This is a genomic window from Chitinophagales bacterium (assembly GCA_040877935.1).
Lineage (GTDB): Bacteria > Bacteroidota > Bacteroidia > Chitinophagales > CAIOSU01 > JBBDNB01.
This window is the reverse complement of sequence record JBBDNB010000039.1, coordinates 1-20,253: the sequence shown is the minus strand read 5'-3', so window position 1 is coordinate 20,253 and position 20,253 is coordinate 1. Positions and strand designations below refer to the sequence as shown.

The following is a 20,253-nucleotide window of genomic DNA, read 5'->3' as shown; positions in this document are numbered from 1 at the left end:
ATTAAAAGGATAAAATTGCTCCAAGCCTGATTTGTCTCGGCAAGCTGTAATTGTCCGGATTATTCAACCAGGCATAATACATACTTGAAAATGAAGCACTATTCACTTGATTTTCCAATTGTTGCTGACCTTGATTTGAAGTCAGGTAACCATCATCATCTGCATTTCCGGTATAGGGATAAACATTGATAACATTCTTGGTATTGAGCAAGTTCTGAATCAACAAATAAATATTCAGGTTAACCGGACGCCCACTGCGATTTTCATCTTTCTTCCTTGTTTCAAAATTGAAAGTTTTGAAAACCCTGAAATCAAGCCTGAAATTCCAGGGCAACCGCGCACCGTTAATGGAACCCTCCAATACAGGTCGGGCAGGTTGTGTAAACAGCGCTTCTGCTGTTGGATTGGCCTGTGAAGTATAGGGCTCTCCAGAACGGGCTCTTGCTATAATATTAATTCCTGAATTGGAAAACACATCTTTGCCACCCCATTTAGGACCATTGTAATCTCTGCCAGATGAAAAACTGTAATCCAGTGTTACATTAATTAAGTGTCTGGAGTCGTAATTCAAAGGCACAATGGTTCTCAGGTTGGGTTGTCCAGCATTTACAAGATTCAACTGAGAACGGTCATCAGAACCGGTACCTTCTGCAAATTGAAGGGTATAGTTCAATTTCATGGAAATATTGCTGGTTCTTGTTTTTCGCAAGTCATAACTCAAAGACAAGCCTTTTACTGTACCATAATCAATATTGTCGTAAGTGACATAAGTATTGGGGTAAGCAAAATTGATAGCCCTAACCTGTATCATATCCCGCATTTCCCTATAAAAAGCAGAAATGGTCAATGCAGAGTTTTTTGTCACCAACTGTCGAAATCCAAGTTGATAATCAACAGTACGCTCTGCCTTTAAATTCGGATTATTGATCACCGTATTTGAAGGCAGGTCATTGAAGTAGTACCAGGTGTCAGGTGTTTGTATCAATCTACCTGAAGGACGCTGTGTCAAAATATCATAGTGTGCAAAAAAGGATGCTTCATCAGTCAGGTTAAAGGAAAATGCAACACGCGGCTGAACAGTAATTTGCGGTTTGTAATCTTCAAAAGAAGAATTTGGATCATAATCTTCGTCCTGGATATGCTGTGGATTTGTATATCTTTCTGAAGATAGTGCAGGCAATACTCTTGAGCTTCCTATTGACTGCGCAATAACCCTCGGATCCTGAACAAATTCTCCATCTACATTATACCAGTCATCTCCACTTCTGTAGCCTACAGGAACAAAGTTTTCCAGATCATCTACACTTTGAACATATACCACATAATCATCGCCAATATTTCCCGGCACTTCTACACTCGGGTCTATTCTGTCTCTTGCTTCTTCCAGTGTTAGTGCATCATACAATGAGTACTTATCTTTTAAAACTTTTTGATTGGCATCATAACGGTCAATACGAACACCTATATTAAACAGGATGTCTTTAAAGTTGAATTTATCCTGAAGATAAGCTGCTGTGTATATTGGCCGGAAAGCTCCTATTGCTCTGGTGTAATTGCCATCTTCATCTCTTTGCGTAAAGAAATCTTCAAAAGAAGGTTGCTCTTTAAATTTATTTCCTTTGTGATCATAGCCATATGCATTGAGGTTCCTGTTACCGGCATTATAGAGGTCATCAGCCGTAAGCATATCCAAAGACAAAATACTTGGATCAACAGCATCTACATTTATCAGCTCAGTGCTATTAACAGGCACCCCCAGCTTTTCTCTCAATTGCTTGTCAAAATAAGTCTGGCTACTGGCATCATACAACCTGTTGTATCGCATAGTGTCATATATGCCAAATACAGGTCGGTTAGGATCATCATAGGCATATTCCTGTCCTTCTATAATTAAAATTGGTACCGTGTCTAAATTGCTTAAATGTGCATTGGTCTGCTGACGCATTCTTTCCCATATTCTTGTTGGGCTTACAATATACCTGCGATCTATTCGCTGCTCAAATTCAAAACCAAATTCTATAGAGTGCTTATTTCTGTCACTGGATTTACCTGGTACAACATCAAAAGAACCATTCAGTGAAAAACGATATTGATCATTGTCCCGTAAGGTTCCATAATTATCAAACTGATAACCTGTTCCATACCAGATACCATGTGGAATCCTGGGTTGGTCACCATTTCTAAGCCCGTTATTTCCTGCAATCTGATCCAGGTTTCTGTAGAAATCTGCATCATCCCCGGCCAATTCATAAAAAGTTTCAGTGTAGCTGGTAGCTCCGGGATTTCTTGTGCCGGGAGTAAATCGCACCATTGTATCCTGTAAACCACTGAAGCGATACCCGTTTAAACCAGAGACAGGATCTTCTCCATACTCATAAACAGGAGCTCTATCAATTTCAAATTCTCCTACATAACCATAATCGAAAGGGTTCTGCCCTAACCTTTCACTTTCTACAGTGTAATAGTCTTTTGAATAATCAAATTGAAGGGTGTAGTAAGCATTTTGAATCAATGCTCTTTCTTCACTTTCTTCAGTATCTCTTGAGAATTTTTGTGTCAACCGGCCAAAAACCCTCCATGACATTTGCTTGTACAAAGGGTTATTGTCGTAATTCATCATTGTAAATCGATTGATCCATTGATTGTAACGGGTATAATCCATTGTTCCGCCAAAAGTCAAATTCACATTGTCGGAAGCTTTAAAATCCAATTTACCACTAAGGCGATAATTGTCTCTAACTGAATTGGGCTTTACATGCACATTTTCAATATGCTCATCCGTTAATGTTTCTGCTTTCAATATAAAACCATCATTGTTTGGAGATCGAGTAAGCGGTGCGTTTTTAACATCTTCAAGCACATCTTCTTTCAAAACATCAACTCCTACTACGGAAGGGTCGCGGTCTTTTTGTCTTAAAAATTCACCGGCAAGGAAGAAACCTGCAATTGTTTTTTCATCATCAGTTCCTCTGTTTTTCTTCCATATCGGACCAGTAAGATTCAGGTTCCCCAAATTATAACCATAGCCATCTAAAAACTGGGAAGTGAGAACCTCACCACCTCCATTTAAATTTCTTGATGGCCCTTTGGTTGTAATATTGATTACACCACCGGTAGCATTACCATATTTAGCAGGAACACCACCTGTAATTACTGTTAATTGTTCAATAGCATTAGCAGGAATATTAGAACCGCCACGCACCCTGATACCATCTATATATGTCTCAGTACCGGAAGTCCTTGCCCCTTTTATATTTAAACCTTGATTTTCATCTTCCTGATAGACACCGGCACTTGTAGAGGCAATAGAAGAAACATTACGCGTAGGTAAAGAGGCGATTTCCTCAGAAGAAATTGTATTCTTAGTAGAATTGTCATCTTTGTCAATAAGCGGCACTCGATATTCTACAACTTCAACTTCACCGAGCTGAGTTTCCTGAGGTTTCATTTTTAAATTTAGTTCAGTTACTTTATCAGACTGAACCACCACACCCTCATTAAGATAGGTTGCGTAACCTATATACGTTATTCGCACATCGTACTTTCCGGGGTTCAAAGGTTTGATTGTAAAAAACCCTTCAAAATCTGTACTTCCTCCTGTGATTAGATCGCCACTTTGCTCCACACGAACATTCGCAAAAGGAATTCCTTCATTGTTTTCATCCAAAACCTGACCGTATATCTCACCGGACTGTGCATAAGCAGATATGCTTATAACAGCCAACAGAAGGGACGTAAAAATCCTTTTCATAACCTATTGTTTGTTTTAAATCCTTTTCGTTAGCGGCCAAAGATAAGTAATGCTCAGAAAAAAATAGGCTTAAAAACATATTTTCTTAAGCCCTGCTTAAAGTAGCCTCTTTATCCTTGCTGCTATTAATTCCGAAATCTTCCTTTTTGACTCATGCGTCCAACCTGCTATATGCGGTGTAAAAATGGTGTTTTCAGAAAATAAACTTTTTAAATCACTTGCCTGCTGAGCAGTGAGCTGATCCATTTTTTCATTTTCCAAAACATCTAATGCTGCACCTGAAAGCAATCCCTTTTCAAAAGCTTTCTTTAAGGCTGATATGGACACTATTTTTCCCCTTGAACAATTAATTAAGTAAATTTTCCGCTTAAATCGTTCAATAAAAGCCAAATTAACTAAAAATTTTGTTTCTTCTGTAAGCGGAATATGTAAACTGAGGATATCCGCCTGCTCATAAATCTCTTCTAAACCAACTTCTTCTATCCCCGTTTCTGCATATCCCGATTTGTATTTGTCATAGGCCAAGACCCTGCACCCCATTGCCCTTAACCTTTGAGCAAATGCACTGCCGTTGTTGCCATAGCCAATAATTCCGGCAGTCATTTCACTCAATTCCCTTCCTCGATTTTCTTCTCTTTTCCATATTCCATTGCGCACCTCAGTATTGGCTTTGCAGATATTGTTGACCAAAACAAGCAAAAAACCCAGGGCATGTTCTGCTACAGCATCTTTATTGCCCTCTGGTGTATTGAAACACTTTACCCCTTTCTTTTCAGCAGCTTCCAAATCAAAAATATCCATTCCTGAACCAGCCCTAATTGCAAACTCCAGCACAGTGGCTCTTTCAAGAAATGCAGGGTTAACCTTTAATTTGCTATTGGTAACCAGCCCGTGATATTTGCCAATAATTGTTTCTGCTTCTTTTGCGGTAATATTTGGCAAATAATCCATTTCAACAGGCAAACCTTTCAATTCCTCGAAAAGAGATTCATGTACCTTATCTACCACCAACACCCTTTTGATCATGCGTATAATTTTTCAGTCAAAGCTATAAAATCGCGAACCGAAAGCTGCTCCGGCCTTAAATTAAATACTGCATCATCACTATCAACTGACTTTTCTATCAATAAAGGTTTTAAGCTATTCCTCAAGGTTTTCCTCCGCTGACCAAAGGCCATTTTCACTACCGTTTTAATTTGTTTGTAGGAAGGCATTCCCGGGCCGAGTATATTTTTGCGCTTCAGACGAATTACTCCCGACATGATTTTTGGGGGTGGCGCAAAGTTTTTAGGGCCAATATCAAAAAGGTATTCCCCTTCGTAAAACAAAGCCGTTAAAACACTGGTTACCCCGTAAATTTTAGATCCTTCGCCTGATATAAGCCGCTGTGCCATTTCTTTTTGAAACATTCCTACAATTAGCGGCACTTCAACATCCGATTCTATAATTTTAAAAATGATTTGCGAGGAGATATTATAAGGAAAATTGCCAATTACTGCGAAAGGTTGAGAACTGATCTCCTGCAAATTCAACTTCAAAAAGTCTTTGTGAATCAAATGTTTCTCAATGAAAGGGTTTTCCCCTTTCAGGTAATCAATCATGTCGCGATCCACTTCCACGGCTTTGTATCGCTCTCCGTATTTTTCATACAGATCAAAACTAAGCACACCCATACCCGGGCCAATTTCAAGTACCGGAAGTTCTCCCGGATCAAAAGCCTCAAGAATTTGCTCAACAATAGCCTTGTTTTTTAAAAAATGTTGGCCGAATATTTTCTTTGCTCTTTTGCTCAATTGTCCAGTTTATTATACCTGATGTAATCTTTAACCTCGATTGTATTTTATGTGATGACATTGGTCAGATGGCTCAAACACAAAGTTTATCAATCTTTTTTTGTAATCCTACCTTTAGCTTCAATCAACAATCAGTTCACTAAACCATTATACCCGATGCTTCTAAACAATATTTACCGAGCATTAAAGAATTTGCAAACTCAGGTTCATAATAAACAATCAATAATTGTTTGTTTCGCTTAAGTCGGGTTAACTTTACCTGCTTAATGAAAATATTATGGATTTTAAGTTAAAAAAGAAAGAAGGCAGTTCTGCTACGCATCAGGTGATTCTACTGAATGCGGCCAATATACAGCTACTGGAGCAATACCCACAAACAGATTGGTTTAATACCAAAACATTAAAAGAAAAAAGCACTTTATTAAGTGAAGTAAAAGGCGCTTGTCACTTCTTTATTTATATTGATAAAAACTGTACACCGGAAAAAATCCGCAGAGCGGGGGCTGAAATTTGTGCTCAGGCAAATGCCAAACAATTAAAAAACCTGCATTTTTCTGCAGAAAAAAAGCTTTCACAAGAAGTTTTCTACGCAATAGAGGGTGCAGCGCTTGCCAATTACAAGTTTTTAAAATACCAGGGCAAATCATTTTCAAAACCCAATTCTCTAAGTTCATTTACTGTTGAGAAAAGCTGCTTTAGCGATGATGACTTGCTTAAACTTCAAAGTATAGTAGAGGGCACCTATTGGGCACGTGATTTAGTCAATGAACCACTCTCTTATCTCACCGCTGAAAATTTAAGCAAAGAGCTGAAGGAAAAGGGTAAAACGCTTAAAATCAAAATCACAGTGATGACCAAGCCCGCCATTGAAAAAGAAAAAATGGGCGGTTTGCTGGCAGTGAACAAAGGTTCTGTAGATCCACCTACTTTCAATATAATGGAATGGAAACCAAAAAAACCTCTCAACAAAAAACCAATTGTACTGGTTGGAAAAGGAGTAGTTTACGATACGGGAGGACTAAGCCTAAAACCTACACCCAATTCCATGGACTTTATGAAAAGTGATATGGGCGGAGCAGCAGCAGTTGCAGGAGCAATGTACAGTGTAGCAAAAGCCAAGCTCGATCTTTGGGTGATTGCGCTGATCCCGGCCACAGACAACCGCCCCGGACTAAATGCCTACGTGCCGGGCGATGTAATAAAAATGCATAATGGAATGAGTGTAGAAGTACTCAATACAGATGCAGAAGGCCGCATGCTACTGGCAGATGCACTGAGCTATGCCAAAAGATATGACCCTGAAATGGTTATTGACCTTGCCACATTAACCGGATCTGCTGCTCGTGCTGTAGGCAAAGAAGGAGTGGTTTTTATGGGCAATAGTTCTAAACCAGAGAAAGAAAAACTGCAGGAATCGGGCAATCATGTGCACGAACGATTGGTAGAATTACCACTTTGGGAAGAATACAAAAAGATGATTCAATCTGATATTGCCGATATAAAAAATGTTGGTGGAGCATCTGCAGGCGCCATAACAGCAGGGATTTTTCTTCAGTATTTTACGGAGTATCCCTGGATGCACATTGACATTGCAAGCATGGCCTTTTTCGACAGCCCTGATGCCTACAGATTAAAAAACGGTACAGGCGTGGGAACAAGGTTGTTGTTTGACTATTTATCAAAAAGAACAAATTAGGAATGAAGGGAAAAGAACATGATTTTAAAAAAGTAAAAATCGGGATTAGCGGTGGTGATTTTAACAGCATTGCACCGGAAGTAACCCTAAAAAGTTTTCAGGACAACAGAATCTATCAATTTGTTACTCCACTGCTCTATTCCTCTGCCAAAGTGATGAGTTATCACAAAAAAGCCTTGCAACTCGAACATATCAATCATCAGGTTTTAAATGATGAACAAAAGAAATCACTAAAGGAAAAAATGATCAATGTGCTGGATGTGTTTGACGAAAATATTATTGTCAATATCGGGCAAAGCTCAAAACAAGCCGGAGCCAATGCCCTGAAAGCAATAGATGCCTGCCTCAATGATTTGAAAGATGGGCAGATTGATGCAATGGTTACTGCACCAATTGATAAAAGCAGCATTGAGCTGAAAGACAAAAAATTCAGCGGACATACCGAATATATCAGTGACTATTTTAGTGTCAGCGAATCTCTGATGTTGCTTGTTGGCGACAGAATAAAAATAGGCCTTCAAAGCAACCATCTCCCTCTCGAAGAAGTTGCCGCAAGTATCAACACAGGGAAAATTCTTAAAAAACTGGAACTGCTGAACAAATCCCTGGAGCGCGATTTCGCCATCCATAAACCGAAAATTGCTGTTTTCGGCCTCAATCCACATGCAGGAGATGGCGGTCTTTTGGGCAAAGAAGAAAAAGAGCAGATCATTCCAGCAATAGAAAAAGCAAAAGAAGCTGGAATTTTGGCATTCGGCCCCTACCCTGCCGATGGCTTTATGGGCGCAGGGAGTTTCAATAAATTTGATGCCGTACTGGCCATGTATCACGATCAGGGACTTGTGGCTTTTAAAACACTTGAATTTGGACAGGGGGTGAATTATACTGCCGGATTGCCTTTCGTACGCACTTCTCCCGATCATGGAACAGCATTTGACATTGCGGGAAAAGGAGAAGCTTCACCTGATTCTATGCGCGCTGCAATTTTGCTGGCAAGAGATATTGTATTGAATAGAAAAGCTTATGAAGAAAGCATTGCCAATCCTTTGAGGAAAACAGCGGAAAAATAGTTTTGATTAAAATTAAGTTTTAGTAACTTTGCCGACCGTTTGATATAAAATCAATTCATGAGCAGGGATCATAATATTTACCGCATCCCCTATGTAGGACTAAAGGAAGGTCTTCATACTTTTGATTTTAAGATTACGGAAAAGTTCTTTGAAACTGTTGATATTGAAGAAGTCGAAAAAGCTGATATTGCCGTTGATATTGAATTCAACAAAAAAAGCAGCCATTTCGAGCTCAAGTTTAATATTCAGGGCTATTTGCTTACTGCATGCGATCGCTGTTTGGAACAATATCCCCAGGAATTATTGGATGAGTATAAAATCTTTGTAAAACTCACTGATCAGGAGAATGAAGAAAGCGAAGATCCCGATGTTGTCTTTATAAACAGGCAAGAAACACATCTTGATCTAAAGCAATTGATCTATGAATTTATAGAGCTGAGTATTCCGCTGCAGCGCGTTTGTCCCAATCCAGGGAAAACAAAATACTGTAATCCGGATATGCTCAAATATATCAACAAACACAAAGACAAAGGCTCTGAGGAGCAAAATGAAAATGATGATATAGACCCGAGATGGTCAGCATTAAAAAAAATAAAAAAATAAAGGAATCATGGCACATCCTAAGAGAAAGATATCCAAACAAAGAAGAGACAAAAGAAGAACCCATGTGAAGGCAGCTGTGCCTCACATAGTTACATGCAAAGTCACCGGTGCTGCTCACAAAAGACACCAGGCTTATGAAGTAGATGGCAAGCTCTACTACAAAGGCAAATTACTTATTGACACTCCTGTAGAAGAATAGGTATTGTCTTGTGATTCAAGTTTCTTTTTTACTTTAGCAGGAATTGTTTAAAATTTCTGATGCAGCAATATACAGCAGCAATCAAGGGTGTAGAATGTTTTGTGCCAGATTTTCGTCTGAGCAACAAGCTATTAGAAGAATTGGTAGAAACCAATGAAGAATGGATCACGAGTAGAACGGGTATCCAGGAAAGACGAATTCTAAAAGGCAAACAAAAAGGCATGACCGAAATGGCCATTCCTGCCGTTCGGCAATTGCTTACAAAAACCAAAACCAATCCAAAGGATATCGACCTGATTATTTGTGCCACGGTTACTCCCGATATGGTTTTCCCCGCTTCAGCAAATATTATAGCAGATAAAACAGGGCTCAGCGAAGCTTTTGGCTTCGATCTGAATGCAGCATGCTCGGGCTTTATTTATGCGCTTTCCACAGCCTCGCAATTCATTCAGTGTGGTACTTATAAGAAAATTATAGTAGTAGGTGCCGACAAAATGTCCTCCATTATAGATTATGAAGACCGCAAAACCTGTGTAATCTTTGGAGATGCCGCAGGCGCTGTTTTAATGGAAAGATCTGAAGATGCAGATTTGGGAATAAAAGATTTCTGGCTAAAATCCGATGGAGCCGGAGCAGAACACCTACACCAAAAAGCAGGGGGATCTAAAATGCCCCCTACCCATCAAACAGTAGATGACAAACTGCATTATGTCTATCAGGAAGGCAAGCAGGTTTTCAAATTTGCCGTAACCCATATGGCCGATGCTTCCCGCAGAATCTTAGAGCGAAACAATCTGAAATCAGAAGATATCGACTGGCTGGTACCGCATCAGGCCAATAAAAGAATTATTGATGCTACAAAAAATGCGCTGGAATTGCCCGATGAAAAAGTTTTGGTGAATATTGAACGCTATGGCAACACGACCAATGCCACTATTCCTCTGTGCCTTTGGGAATGGGAAAGTAAGTTTAAGAAAGGAGATAAAATCATACTTGCTGCATTTGGCGGTGGTTTTACCTGGGGAGCCATTTATCTCAAATGGGCTTATGATTCCAAATAATTTTTAAATAAATTCACATTAACTACTGAAACAAAAATTAATGGCAAATACTTCTGATATCCGAAATGGCCTGTGTATTGAAATGAACAATGACTTGTGGCAAGTTGTCGAATTTCAGCATGTGAAACCGGGAAAAGGCAATGCTTTCGTAAGGACAAGGCTCAAAAGTCTTAATACTGGAAAAGGCTTGGAACACACATTTCCGGCAGGCCATAAAATTACTACAGCGAGAATTGAGCACAGAAAATTTCAGTTTCTTTACAAAGACGATATGGGCTATCATTTTATGAACAATGAAAACTATGAGCAAATCCAACTAAATGAATCCATGATTGACAGCCCCGAGTTTTTAAAAGAGGGACAGGATGTAGAGATATTATACCATGCAGAAACAGAAACTCCTTTGGCTTGTGAATTGCCGCAATTTATTGAATTGCAAATCACCTATTCAGAACCAGGGGTAAAAGGCGATACTGCTACTAACACTACAAAACCGGCTACTTTAGAAACCGGTGCTGAAATTAATGTTCCGCTTTTTGTCAATCAGGATGAATTGATCAAAGTAGATACGAAATCAAAATCTTACGTGGAAAGAGTAAAAAAATAACTATGACCTTCAAACAAATTCAGGATCTGATAAAACTTGTAAGCAAATCCGATCTCGGTGAATTAAAAATTGAGCAGGACAACTTTAAAATATCTCTTAAGACCAAAGACTTTATAGGCAAAACCTTAGGAGTTCAACAAAGTCCTGTTGTTCAAACAACTCCTGTTGCTTCTGCTCCGGCAGAGACAAACAGTAATGGAGGAAAAAGCAACAGCAGTGAATCTCCAAAAGAAACAGAAGAAAACACTTCAACAGAAAGCGAGAAAACTGCTGATTCAAGCAACTACATTACCGTTAAATCACCAATGATTGGCACATTTTACCGCTCGGCATCGCCCGATAAGCCACCTTTTATAAAAGTAGGAGATACTATTAGCAAAGGCCAGGTTACCTGCATTGTAGAAGCCATGAAATTGTTCAATGAAATTGAATCGGAAGTGGAAGGCAAAGTCGTGAAAATTCTGGTGGAAGATGCATCTCCAGTAGAATACGATCAGGAATTATTCTTAATCGACCCTTTATAACCCCGCATATTTTATGTTCAAAAAAATACTGATAGCCAATAGGGGAGAAATTGCCCTTCGCATTATCAGAACCTGCAAAGAGCTGGGTATAGAAACCGTAGCAGTTTATTCTGCGGCTGATAAGGAAAGTTTGCACGTTCGTTTTGCAGATGAAGCAGTTTGTATAGGCCCTGCAAGTAGTGCGCTTTCCTATTTGCAGATTCCAAATATCATGGCTGCTGCCGAAATCACCAATGCAGATGCCATTCATCCCGGATATGGCTTTTTAGCTGAAAATGCTGAATTTGCCGATATCTGTGCCGAATACAAGATAAAATTTATTGGCCCCAATTCTGAGATGATCCGAAAAATGGGCGATAAAATCACCGCCAAGCAAACAATGATAGATGCTGGTGTACCTGTAGTACCGGGCTCAGAAGGATTGATAGAAAACACCAAACACGGACTCAAGCTCGCAAAAGACATTGGCTACCCGGTAATTATAAAAGCTACTGCCGGAGGTGGCGGAAAAGGCATTAGGGTAGTTTGGAGCAAAGGAGAATTTGAAGAAGAATTTGAAAAAGCCAAAAAAGAAGCCAAATCTTCATTCAGCAATGACGGTATTTATGTAGAAAAATTTGTGGAAGACCCGCGTCATATTGAAATTCAAATTGCCGGTGACCAATACGGAACAGTAGCACATCTTTCAGAACGAGATTGCTCTATTCAGCGCAGAATGCAAAAGCTGGTAGAGGAATCCCCATCTCCCTTTATGGACGACAAGCTGCGGGAGAAAATGGGACAGGCCGCAATCAAAGCAGCTAAGGCTATTAATTATGAAAGTTTGGGGACTGTAGAATTTCTCGTAGATAAGCACAAGAAATTTTACTTTATGGAAATGAATACCCGAATACAGGTAGAACATCCGGTAACTGAAGAAGTAATTGATTACGACCTTGTAAAAGAGCAAATTTTAATAGCAGCAGGAGAAAAGATAAGCGGAAAGAATTTCTACCCTCAAATGCACGCTATAGAATGTAGAATCAATGCTGAAGATCCTTTCAAAAACTTTCAACCCTGTCCCGGAAAAATCACGTATCTCCATACACCCAAAGGACATGGTGTAAGAGTTGACACGCATGTATATGCCGGATATACCATTCCGCCTTTTTACGATTCAATGCTGGCCAAAGTCATTTGCCGGGCAAAGACAAGGGAAGAAGCCATTGCCAAAATGGAAAGAGCTTTGGGTGAATTTATTCTTGAGGGAGTAAAAACCACGATTCCCTTCCATCAGCAGTTGATGAAAAATGAAGACTTCCGAAATGGCAATTTCACTACAAAGTTTATGGATAGTTTTGTACTGTCACCCATTCCCGAAAAGGAAGATTAAACCCTTACATAGAATAAACAAAGGGCTGTGCACCCTTTGTTTTTCATATTTCTTTTCAGGGCTAACAACACAAACCCTGAAAGAGCGAAATATCAACAAGGATGTGTTTTGGCTTGCCGAGACACTTGTCGTTTTGGCTTTCCGAGACACTGTCGTCTTGACCTGCCAAGACATTTATCGTCTTGGGCATATCCTTTCAAGGCAAAATTTACCGGACTATTGATAATTGATTTTTCACCCATTCCAATTCCAGAAAATTTACCTGCATTGGAATCACGTGTAAAAAATTCTATTAATAGGTGAAAACACCAATCTCGTTGAAGCATATAAATAAGAAAACAATTCTTTTCAGTATTTTTTAAAAAATTTTATTGAAATATTTCTATTGTAAATTCTCTGATAATTTATGCAAAATTACATTTGGGGTACTACTGAAAGTTCAAAAAATAATTGTGCTTTAATCTCAATAAATTCAATGTTTACATAGGTTTAAGGAATTTATGTATTATGGAAGCCAGGAACATAACATTGAAACAAGAATAAATAAATACATTATTTAGATTGACCCTTTCCTATATTGCGAAAGCAGCAAAATACGTTATTATACCTATGTTTTTAAACTTAGGCTCAGAAACCTATTGAATTTTGTCGTTTAGCAGATAATACTATATTTACTATTATTCTTGAAATTGAGATACTTCTAAGAGTGGATTATTGCAAAAACACATTATCATGGAAACTTATAACGTAGTTGGATTAATGTCGGGGAGTTCTTTAGATGGATTGGACATTGCCTATTGTGAAATTGTACACGACAACGGGGCATGGTCATATCAAATCAAAATAGCCGAAACCATCCCTTTTACTCCAAAATGGAAATTGCGCTTAGAAAAACTGGTGTTACAAAATGCAGTCACTTATATTAAAACACATGCATTTTTGGGCCATTATTTTGGGGAACTTGTAAAATCCTTTATTGAAAAACATCAGCTTTTTGATCAAATTGATTTTATCGCCTCGCATGGTCAAACGATTTTTCATCAGCCCGATAATGGTTTCACCTCTCAAATAGGAGACCCATCGGCCATTGCGGTGCATACAGGATTACCGGTTATTTCCGATTTCAGGCATATAGATGTGGCTTTAACCGGTCAGGGCACACCCATAGCCCCTATTGCAGACCAATTGTTTTTTAACAGCTATCGTTTTTTAATTAACTTGGGAGGTATTTCCAATATTACCTATCAGGAAAATGGACAACCAAAAGTAGCATTTGATATTACACCTGTAAATTTGATATTAAACAAACTGGCTGGAAAAATGCACCTTGACTTTGATAAAGACGGTGATATTGCGCGTTCGGGGCAAATTATAGAACCATTATACAATGATTTAAACCTCTCTCATTACTATGCTAAGGCTTATCCTAAAAGCCTAAGCGGAGGTTGGGTGAGTAAAGTAATGGCTCCGCTTGTTGCGCGCTACAAAAATCCTGTACCGGACAAACTGCGGACGCTCAGCGAACATATCAGTCATCAAATTGCCAGGGGAATAGCGCAGATAGCTGAAAATGAAGGCGTAGAACTGAAAACCGATGAAAAAATGCTCGCCACAGGCGGTGGGGCTCTTAATAAGTATCTGATAGAATTGATAGATGAAAAAGCACCTGTTTCAGTAATAATCCCAGATGAAGAAACCATACAATTTAAAGAAGCACTATTGATGGCGCTGATGGGGGTTTTGAGAGTAAGAAATGAGGTGAATTGCCTAAGTGCAGTCACGGGTGCCAAAGCCGATAGCGTGGGTGGAGCAATTTACCAGGGTACAGAAAAAAAATTAAAGTTTAATTGAGTATGAAAGTATTGGTTACCGGTGCTTCCGGTTTTGTGGGTTCCTATTTGTGCCGCTATTTATTGAAAGAAGGATTTGAAGTAAGGGCCTTAAAAAGAAAAACCAGTGATCTTTCGCTTTTGGGCGAAAGTCAAAATGAGATAGAATGGGTTGAAGGAGATATTCTTGAAGTTGACTCGCTTGCTGAAGCAATGGATGGCATTGAAAAAGTCTATCATTCTGCGGCAGTAGTTTCATATAGCAAGCAAAAAGAAAAAGCACTCTTCAAAGTAAATGTAGAAGGCACTGCCAATGTTGTGAACACAGCCTTGGAGAAAAACGTCAAAAAATTGCTGCATGTCAGCTCGGTAGCAGCCATTGGCAAAGCAAAATCAGATGAGTTGCTCACAGAAGAGCAACAATGGGAAGAAGACGGCACAAACTCCCCTTATGGATTTAGCAAATACCTGGCAGAAATGGAAGTATGGCGCGGAATGGCAGAAGGGCTTTCCGCAGTGATCATCAACCCCTCTTTTGTATTGGGGGCAGGAAAATGGAGTGACTCATCGGTGAAAATTTTTCAACGGGTATATGAAGGGCTGTCCTTTTATCCCAAAGGCAGCAATGGTTATGTAGATGTACGCGATGTGGCAAAAGTCGCTATAGAACTCATGGAAAGTAATATCAACAGGCAGCGATTTATAGTAAATACCGACAACCTGAGCTATAGAAGTGTTTTTTCTCAAATAGCACTTGCAATGGGCAAAAAGCCACCCACCATTCCCCTAAACGGCCCTATGATTTATCTCGGCTGGGGATTAGACAGAATCAAATCCCTGTTTACCGGAAGTGAACCTGTTATCAATCGGGCTACAATAAAACTGACACAAAGAAATTACGGCTACAGCAATGAAAAATTAAAAGACGCTATTAATTACGAGTTTGGGCTTATGGAAAAGGTTATTCAGGAAACTTCTCAAAAAATGCTGGAAGCACAGGATTCCGGGAAGGATTTTGCAATACTTGATTTGAATTGAAATTGAGGAGTACTACTTAAGTTCAGACTTGCTTTTATGAATACGGCTGCGAATGCGGCTAAGGGAAACCGGGGTAATTCCCAGGAAAGAGGCAATGTATTTATTGGGAATACGCTGGTTCAAATCGGGATACTCTTCCAGAAGTTTGATATAGCGTGTTTCCGGGCTATCAGTAATAAATGAAGCTATTTTCTGTAAAGCCTCTGACAAAGTGTTTTGTAAAAGCATTTTTCCAGCGCGCTCCAAATTCCTGTTTTCATCATAGAGTTTTTCCAGCTTGGAAAAGTCCATGCTCATCAATATACAATCTTCAATGGCCTGAATATATTGCGAAGAAACCGTTTCCTTAATAATACATTCATAAGCTCCTATAACAGTGCCTTCCCATCGAAAAAAAGCATTGACTTCTTCCCCGTTCTCTTTAATGTAAAAGCAACGCAACAAGCCTTCCTGCACCAATGCTATATTCCTGCTCATTTCTCCCGCACGAATAAAAAAATCCCCTTTTTTTAATTGTTCAATATGTACATGTTGCATAATCAGGCCAATATCCTCTGGACTGAGAAAGTCAAATTTGCGCGAAAATTCTTTGAGATCAAGTGATGCCATAGTTTCTTCAATATAATGATTTTTAGAAAAAATCAGGCATTGCGCTTAGCCCAAGTGCCTTTATATTTTGGCTGCTTCTATTGGCTATATCGTACACCACGGCTTTCTGGGTGCTGCCATTGTCTGGATCACGGATTCTATGGATTTATTGATTTCGCTGATTTTGGGCTTCATGTTGTAGAACACTGATGACGCAGATTGAGCTGGTTTTCGCTGATTCTATGTTTCAGCTTTGCTGAAACCTATCTTTGATCATCATAAATATCAGCGTTATACCTGCCCGACCCTATATGGGCGGGTACGTTCCATTTCAATTTTTCAGAAACTTTCCCCTCACCACTTCACCACCACTCATTTCCACCTGGTAGAAATAAATGCCCTGTGAAAGCTCACTGGTGTTTATGGGGCTTTGTTTGGTATAGATTACATTTCTTCCGTTGAGGTCTATGATGTGGATGTTTCTTACTTCGTGATTTTGTGATGTGCTTTTGATGTAGAGGATGTTTTGAGTGGGGTTGGGATAAATACTCAGTTTAGATTCAGAAGAGTTTAAGTCTTCTGTTGAACTACAGATTTCCACTTTCACAAACACACTATCCGTTCTGGATTGACAGGAGTATTCTATTGTTGTGTCCGTTAAGGTTAAGTAATACCAGGTATCTTCTGAAGGAGCTGCAATAGGTTGGGCTATAGAGGTATTACTCAGTCCTGTTGAAGGAAACCAGGAATACTGTACATTTTCCACTTTTGCAATGCCTATTTTTATACCACTGGAAATATTTGAACAAAAAACGGTGTCATTTCCTGCATCTGCGGCATAGATGCTCGTGGGGCCGAGGTTGTAGTTTGGCATGTTGGGTAGACCAAAGAGCGCCCTTGAGCTATCACCTAAATAAAAGCTGAAAGGTTGAAAGTCACATGCAACGCCAGCAGAATCAGGATTATTGATAACACTTAGGTTTTGATTGTATGGACTATATGGAAAATTGGGGAGGCTGTTGCCATAACCGGAGGACATATAAATTTTATTATCAGGACCTATCTGTAATTGTCCAATCCTAACCAAACTATCAGTAGTTGACCATAAATTTAACTTAGAAAGAGAATCATCTTTTGAGTCTAAATCTAACTGAAATAAGGTATTTGAATATATACCTACTCCTTGTGTAATATATAATTTAGACTCATTATTTGAAAACTCACAACTATATGGATTTATATCTGCTGTTACATTATCAAAAAACTCCAACTGACCATCACACCTATTGATTTTAAATAAATCTATAGTTTTTTGATTATCTATACATGATGCTAAAAAATTACCATTTTTAGAAGTAGTCATTTCAGAAAAAATACTATTCATGCTAATATGTTGCGTTCCTACATCTTGATAAATAGGCATATAAATAGAATCGCTTCTTAATAAGATTCGATAAAATCGATTTGTAGATGAAATGTTATTAGTCTTTAAACCATGTACATAAAGCCACCAATCATTTCCATTTGAATGTTTAACTGATGTAAACCTAGTTTCTATTGGTTCATTTACAATAGAGATATTTTTCTTTGACACAAAAAAACCATATGTTGAACTTTTAATAACTACAGAGTAGTACAAGTTAAGACATCTTATATAGGGGCAATTTTGAGTTAAATACTCACCTACATGTAAAATGTAGTAAGTACTGTCATTTATTTTAAATATTGCTTGGCTCGATGCTCCATTATCAATAAAATTTAATGAATCACTTCCAGGTATTATAGTATTGTCTGAGTCTCTTAAAAGAAACTTACGAGAAAGTAAAGACGTAGCAGTTACATAAAATTCAAGTACACCATTACCGTCAGAAACAGAAGATGACATTGTTAAATTTTTTGATTTAGTCTTAAAAGAAATTGGGGTATTTATATCTGTAAAGCTTATACCAGCATTATATCCAAAGCACCAATTTCTATCTTCTTTTTGAGAATATACATGAGTTGAGGTTTGTAATAGTATTAAAACTAAAAGCACAATAAACTTACTCCAGCACAACCAATTTGTTATTGGTCTTGACTTCATTGTCCACAATAATTTTATAAATAAATACACCTTTTGTAAGCCCCCTAGATTAATTGAGTTCACACCACCAAATAATTTATCGGTATTGAGTAATACCCCTGTAGGAGAATATATCTCTACATATCCTGTTTCATCGCTGCTCAATTCCACATAACCGGTTTTGTCCCCCCCCCTGTATATATTGGGAATGATCTGATAAGTTAAGGATTTTTCACTTAAACACTCATAGCTGGCGCAAGTTTAAGCCCAGGTATTGTGCTTAGCCCCAGTGTGCCTTTATTTTTTGGCTGCTTCTATTGGCTATATCGTACATCAGGTTTGGTTACTGTCCATTGTCTGAATCACTAATTTTACGGATTTCATGATTTCGCAGATTTTGGGCTTAATATTAAACGCTTGAATGTCATGCTTTTTGAACCAAAATTTATCAATAGCCCGACTTCGAGCCTGTATGCCTTTAGATAGTTTAATGCCTGGGCCAAATGAACATCTTCCAGTTGAATTAAGGCTTTTAACTCAACCAGTACTTTTCCTTCCACAACAAAATCAGCACGTCTTGTCCCTATTGGTTCCTGTAGGTCCTTATAAAAAATTTGCTGTTCTATTTCCCTAGCGAATTCCAATCCCTTTTGGGACATTTCATAGGCCAACGCCCTCTGATAAATCACTTCTTGAAATCCATTGCCCAGAAACTTATGTACCTCAAATGAAGCACCAATTATTTTTTCGGTAATGTCTTTGTATTTCAATTCCTTATCCATAATAACAATCCGCGCAATCCCATAATCCGACCAATCTGCGATTCTGACAATTTAAGAAATAATATTATTTTTTCACAAACTTCCCCCGCACCACTTCACCGCCAATCATCTCCACCTGGTAGAAATAAATGCCCTGTGAAAGCTCGCTGGTGTTGATGGGGCTTTGTTTGGTATGGATTACATTTCTTCCGTTGAGGTCAATGATTTGGATATTTTGGACTTGCCTATTGTAAGCAGACTTGTTTGGGTTTTGGGATGTTGTTTCTATATACAAAATATCATTTACAGGATTGGGATACACCAGAATCTCAACATCATTTTTCCCTGGAGCAGGAACCTCATTCACCCCTACAGGAATGCCACAATCCCCATTGAGGCAGCCCATGCTGTCTAATTTTACTAACCATGTCATGGTATTATAGGCAGTTGATTGGGTAGTATCTTCCTGACGCCAGACTATTCCTGCTACTATATAGCCTCCATCCTCGGTTTGCTGGAAGTCACCTCTGAATATTGCCCGTCTTCGAAAAAAGTCCCTTTCCTTATATATATGGAACCTTTCCCAAAGCAGGTTTCCATTGGCATCCAGCTTGCCTATCCAGCCTGCATCTTCATTTACGCCCTGATAGACAGCCTCGCCTATAAAAACAATGCTGCCATCGGGCATCTCCCTTACTTGCCAAATATTATGTCTTTGTCTTTTGCTTAAAAAAGTACGCCATATAATATTTCCGGATGTATCAAATTTAGCGATGAATTCTGCCCATTGCCATTCTGTATTGTTTATGAGTGTGTCCAGCCCCCCATAGTAAAAATCCATCATTCTTTAATTTTGTTAAATTTGCTGCTGCATCAAGGCCTTGAGTACCATAGGTTTTATCATAAATTATATTACCTAAGCTATCAACTTTAAGGTAGTAACCACTTTGATCAGAATTAAAACTCTGGCTTGCACCGCATAGTAAAAACTCGTTCTCACTATTTACATCCAATGATAAACCAACCTCTCTTCCACTTCCTCCATATGTCTTTTCCCACTGTAAACTCCCCAAACTATCGGTTTTTATTAGATAGTAATCTCCCTGAGGATCATTTTTTTTTGTATGTCCAATTAAGGCATATCCACCATCTTTTGTTTCTATTATTTGACTTGCCTCACTATATCCATTAGCAGGCCCATATGTACCGCTCCATAAAACTTCACCTAAAGTGTCAAATTTTACTATTAATGCGAATCAAGGGTTAAAAAATGAGAGAAACAAAAGCTGCTGCTAATTT

At 38.7% G+C, this 20,253-nt stretch carries 18 protein-coding genes; 10 read left to right on the top strand and 8 right to left on the bottom strand.

Translation table 11 applies throughout. The features are described 5' to 3' along the window. Nucleotide 1 precedes the first annotated feature (1 nt). The 3 genes from WD048_09150 to rsmA all read right to left on the bottom strand — a co-directional run bounded on the left by WD048_09150 (nt 2) and on the right by rsmA (nt 5,544). Complete coding sequence (locus tag WD048_09150) at nt 2–3,751, bottom strand: TonB-dependent receptor (GenBank protein MEX0812372.1); 3,750 nt, start codon at nt 3,749–3,751, stop codon at nt 2–4. Nucleotides 3,752–3,847: 96 nt separating this feature from the next. After that, nucleotides 3,848–4,777, bottom strand: a complete 930-nt coding sequence (locus WD048_09145) for an NAD(P)-dependent oxidoreductase (GenBank protein MEX0812371.1) — start codon at nt 4,775–4,777, stop codon at nt 3,848–3,850. Beyond that, complete coding sequence (rsmA, locus tag WD048_09140) at nt 4,774–5,544, bottom strand: 16S rRNA (adenine(1518)-N(6)/adenine(1519)-N(6))-dimethyltransferase RsmA (GenBank protein ID MEX0812370.1); 771 nt, start codon at nt 5,542–5,544, stop codon at nt 4,774–4,776. Before rsmA ends, WD048_09145 begins: the two co-directional genes overlap by 4 nt. A 277-nt stretch (nt 5,545–5,821) precedes the next feature. Between rsmA and WD048_09135 the strand changes: the two genes are divergently transcribed. From WD048_09135 to WD048_09090, 10 genes are all read left to right on the top strand, one after another. Then, a complete protein-coding gene (locus WD048_09135) occupies nt 5,822–7,240 on the top strand; it encodes a leucyl aminopeptidase family protein (GenBank protein MEX0812369.1) in 1,419 nt (472 codons plus the stop codon). 2 nt (nt 7,241–7,242) lie between these two features. Beyond that, complete coding sequence (gene pdxA / locus WD048_09130; protein MEX0812368.1) at nt 7,243–8,310, top strand: 4-hydroxythreonine-4-phosphate dehydrogenase PdxA; 1,068 nt, start codon at nt 7,243–7,245, stop codon at nt 8,308–8,310. A gap of 57 nt (nt 8,311–8,367) precedes the next feature. After that, a complete protein-coding gene (locus WD048_09125) occupies nt 8,368–8,913 on the top strand; it encodes a DUF177 domain-containing protein (protein MEX0812367.1) in 546 nt (181 codons plus the stop codon). Nucleotides 8,914–8,920: 7 nt separating this feature from the next. Next, a complete protein-coding gene (gene rpmF / locus WD048_09120) occupies nt 8,921–9,112 on the top strand; it encodes a 50S ribosomal protein L32 (protein MEX0812366.1) in 192 nt (63 codons plus the stop codon). Between the two features lie 59 nt (nt 9,113–9,171). Beyond that, the gene (locus WD048_09115; protein ID MEX0812365.1) at nt 9,172–10,173 is read left to right on the top strand and encodes a beta-ketoacyl-ACP synthase III; all 1,002 of its coding nucleotides are present in this window, start codon (nt 9,172–9,174) and stop codon (nt 10,171–10,173) included. A gap of 40 nt (nt 10,174–10,213) precedes the next feature. Continuing rightward, nucleotides 10,214–10,780, top strand: a complete 567-nt coding sequence (gene efp, locus WD048_09110; protein ID MEX0812364.1) for an elongation factor P — start codon at nt 10,214–10,216, stop codon at nt 10,778–10,780. Between the two features lie 2 nt (nt 10,781–10,782). Beyond that, entirely contained in the window at nt 10,783–11,304 is a 522-nt protein-coding gene (gene accB / locus WD048_09105; GenBank protein ID MEX0812363.1) for an acetyl-CoA carboxylase biotin carboxyl carrier protein, read from the top strand. Between the two features lie 13 nt (nt 11,305–11,317). Next, on the top strand, nt 11,318–12,676 hold the full coding sequence (gene accC, locus WD048_09100) for an acetyl-CoA carboxylase biotin carboxylase subunit (protein ID MEX0812362.1): 1,359 nt from the start codon (nt 11,318–11,320) through the stop codon (nt 12,674–12,676). Nucleotides 12,677–13,408: 732 nt separating this feature from the next. Then, the gene (locus WD048_09095) at nt 13,409–14,527 is read left to right on the top strand and encodes an anhydro-N-acetylmuramic acid kinase (GenBank protein ID MEX0812361.1); all 1,119 of its coding nucleotides are present in this window, start codon (nt 13,409–13,411) and stop codon (nt 14,525–14,527) included. A 2-nt stretch (nt 14,528–14,529) separates the two neighbouring features. Beyond that, entirely contained in the window at nt 14,530–15,543 is a 1,014-nt protein-coding gene (locus WD048_09090) for an SDR family NAD(P)-dependent oxidoreductase (GenBank protein ID MEX0812360.1), read from the top strand. A gap of 12 nt (nt 15,544–15,555) precedes the next feature. Here the strand turns inward: WD048_09090 and WD048_09085 are convergent, their stop codons facing one another. From WD048_09085 to WD048_09065, 5 genes are all read right to left on the bottom strand, one after another. Beyond that, nucleotides 15,556–16,152: a Crp/Fnr family transcriptional regulator gene (locus WD048_09085; protein MEX0812359.1), complete on the bottom strand. Its 597-nt coding sequence runs from the start codon at nt 16,150–16,152 to the stop codon at nt 15,556–15,558. Between the two features lie 310 nt (nt 16,153–16,462). Beyond that, on the bottom strand, nt 16,463–18,364 hold the full coding sequence (locus WD048_09080) for a T9SS type A sorting domain-containing protein (protein ID MEX0812358.1): 1,902 nt from the start codon (nt 18,362–18,364) through the stop codon (nt 16,463–16,465). 209 nt (nt 18,365–18,573) lie between these two features. Then, the gene (locus tag WD048_09075; GenBank protein ID MEX0812357.1) at nt 18,574–18,975 is read right to left on the bottom strand and encodes a GxxExxY protein; all 402 of its coding nucleotides are present in this window, start codon (nt 18,973–18,975) and stop codon (nt 18,574–18,576) included. 64 nt (nt 18,976–19,039) lie between these two features. Continuing rightward, nucleotides 19,040–19,798: a T9SS type A sorting domain-containing protein gene (locus tag WD048_09070; GenBank protein MEX0812356.1), complete on the bottom strand. Its 759-nt coding sequence runs from the start codon at nt 19,796–19,798 to the stop codon at nt 19,040–19,042. Then, nucleotides 19,722–20,027, bottom strand: a complete 306-nt coding sequence (locus WD048_09065) for a hypothetical protein (protein ID MEX0812355.1) — start codon at nt 20,025–20,027, stop codon at nt 19,722–19,724. Before WD048_09065 ends, WD048_09070 begins: the two co-directional genes overlap by 77 nt. Nucleotides 20,028–20,253: the final 226 nt, after the last annotated feature.

Coding starts and splice junctions, on each gene's coding strand:
- WD048_09150 (MEX0812372.1), bottom strand. CDS start 3,751: ATGAAAAGGATTTTTACGTCCCTTCTGTTGGCTGTTATAAGCATATCT.
- WD048_09145 (MEX0812371.1), bottom strand. CDS start 4,777: ATGATCAAAAGGGTGTTGGTGGTAGATAAGGTACATGAATCTCTTTTC.
- WD048_09135 (MEX0812369.1), top strand. CDS start 5,822: ATGGATTTTAAGTTAAAAAAGAAAGAAGGCAGTTCTGCTACGCATCAG.
- pdxA (MEX0812368.1), top strand. CDS start 7,243: ATGAAGGGAAAAGAACATGATTTTAAAAAAGTAAAAATCGGGATTAGC.
- WD048_09125 (MEX0812367.1), top strand. CDS start 8,368: ATGAGCAGGGATCATAATATTTACCGCATCCCCTATGTAGGACTAAAG.
- rpmF (MEX0812366.1), top strand. CDS start 8,921: ATGGCACATCCTAAGAGAAAGATATCCAAACAAAGAAGAGACAAAAGA.
- WD048_09115 (MEX0812365.1), top strand. CDS start 9,172: ATGCAGCAATATACAGCAGCAATCAAGGGTGTAGAATGTTTTGTGCCA.
- efp (MEX0812364.1), top strand. CDS start 10,214: ATGGCAAATACTTCTGATATCCGAAATGGCCTGTGTATTGAAATGAAC.
- accB (MEX0812363.1), top strand. CDS start 10,783: ATGACCTTCAAACAAATTCAGGATCTGATAAAACTTGTAAGCAAATCC.
- accC (MEX0812362.1), top strand. CDS start 11,318: ATGTTCAAAAAAATACTGATAGCCAATAGGGGAGAAATTGCCCTTCGC.
- WD048_09095 (MEX0812361.1), top strand. CDS start 13,409: ATGGAAACTTATAACGTAGTTGGATTAATGTCGGGGAGTTCTTTAGAT.
- WD048_09090 (MEX0812360.1), top strand. CDS start 14,530: ATGAAAGTATTGGTTACCGGTGCTTCCGGTTTTGTGGGTTCCTATTTG.
- WD048_09085 (MEX0812359.1), bottom strand. CDS start 16,152: ATGGCATCACTTGATCTCAAAGAATTTTCGCGCAAATTTGACTTTCTC.
- WD048_09075 (MEX0812357.1), bottom strand. CDS start 18,975: ATGGATAAGGAATTGAAATACAAAGACATTACCGAAAAAATAATTGGT.
- WD048_09070 (MEX0812356.1), bottom strand. CDS start 19,798: ATGATGGATTTTTACTATGGGGGGCTGGACACACTCATAAACAATACA.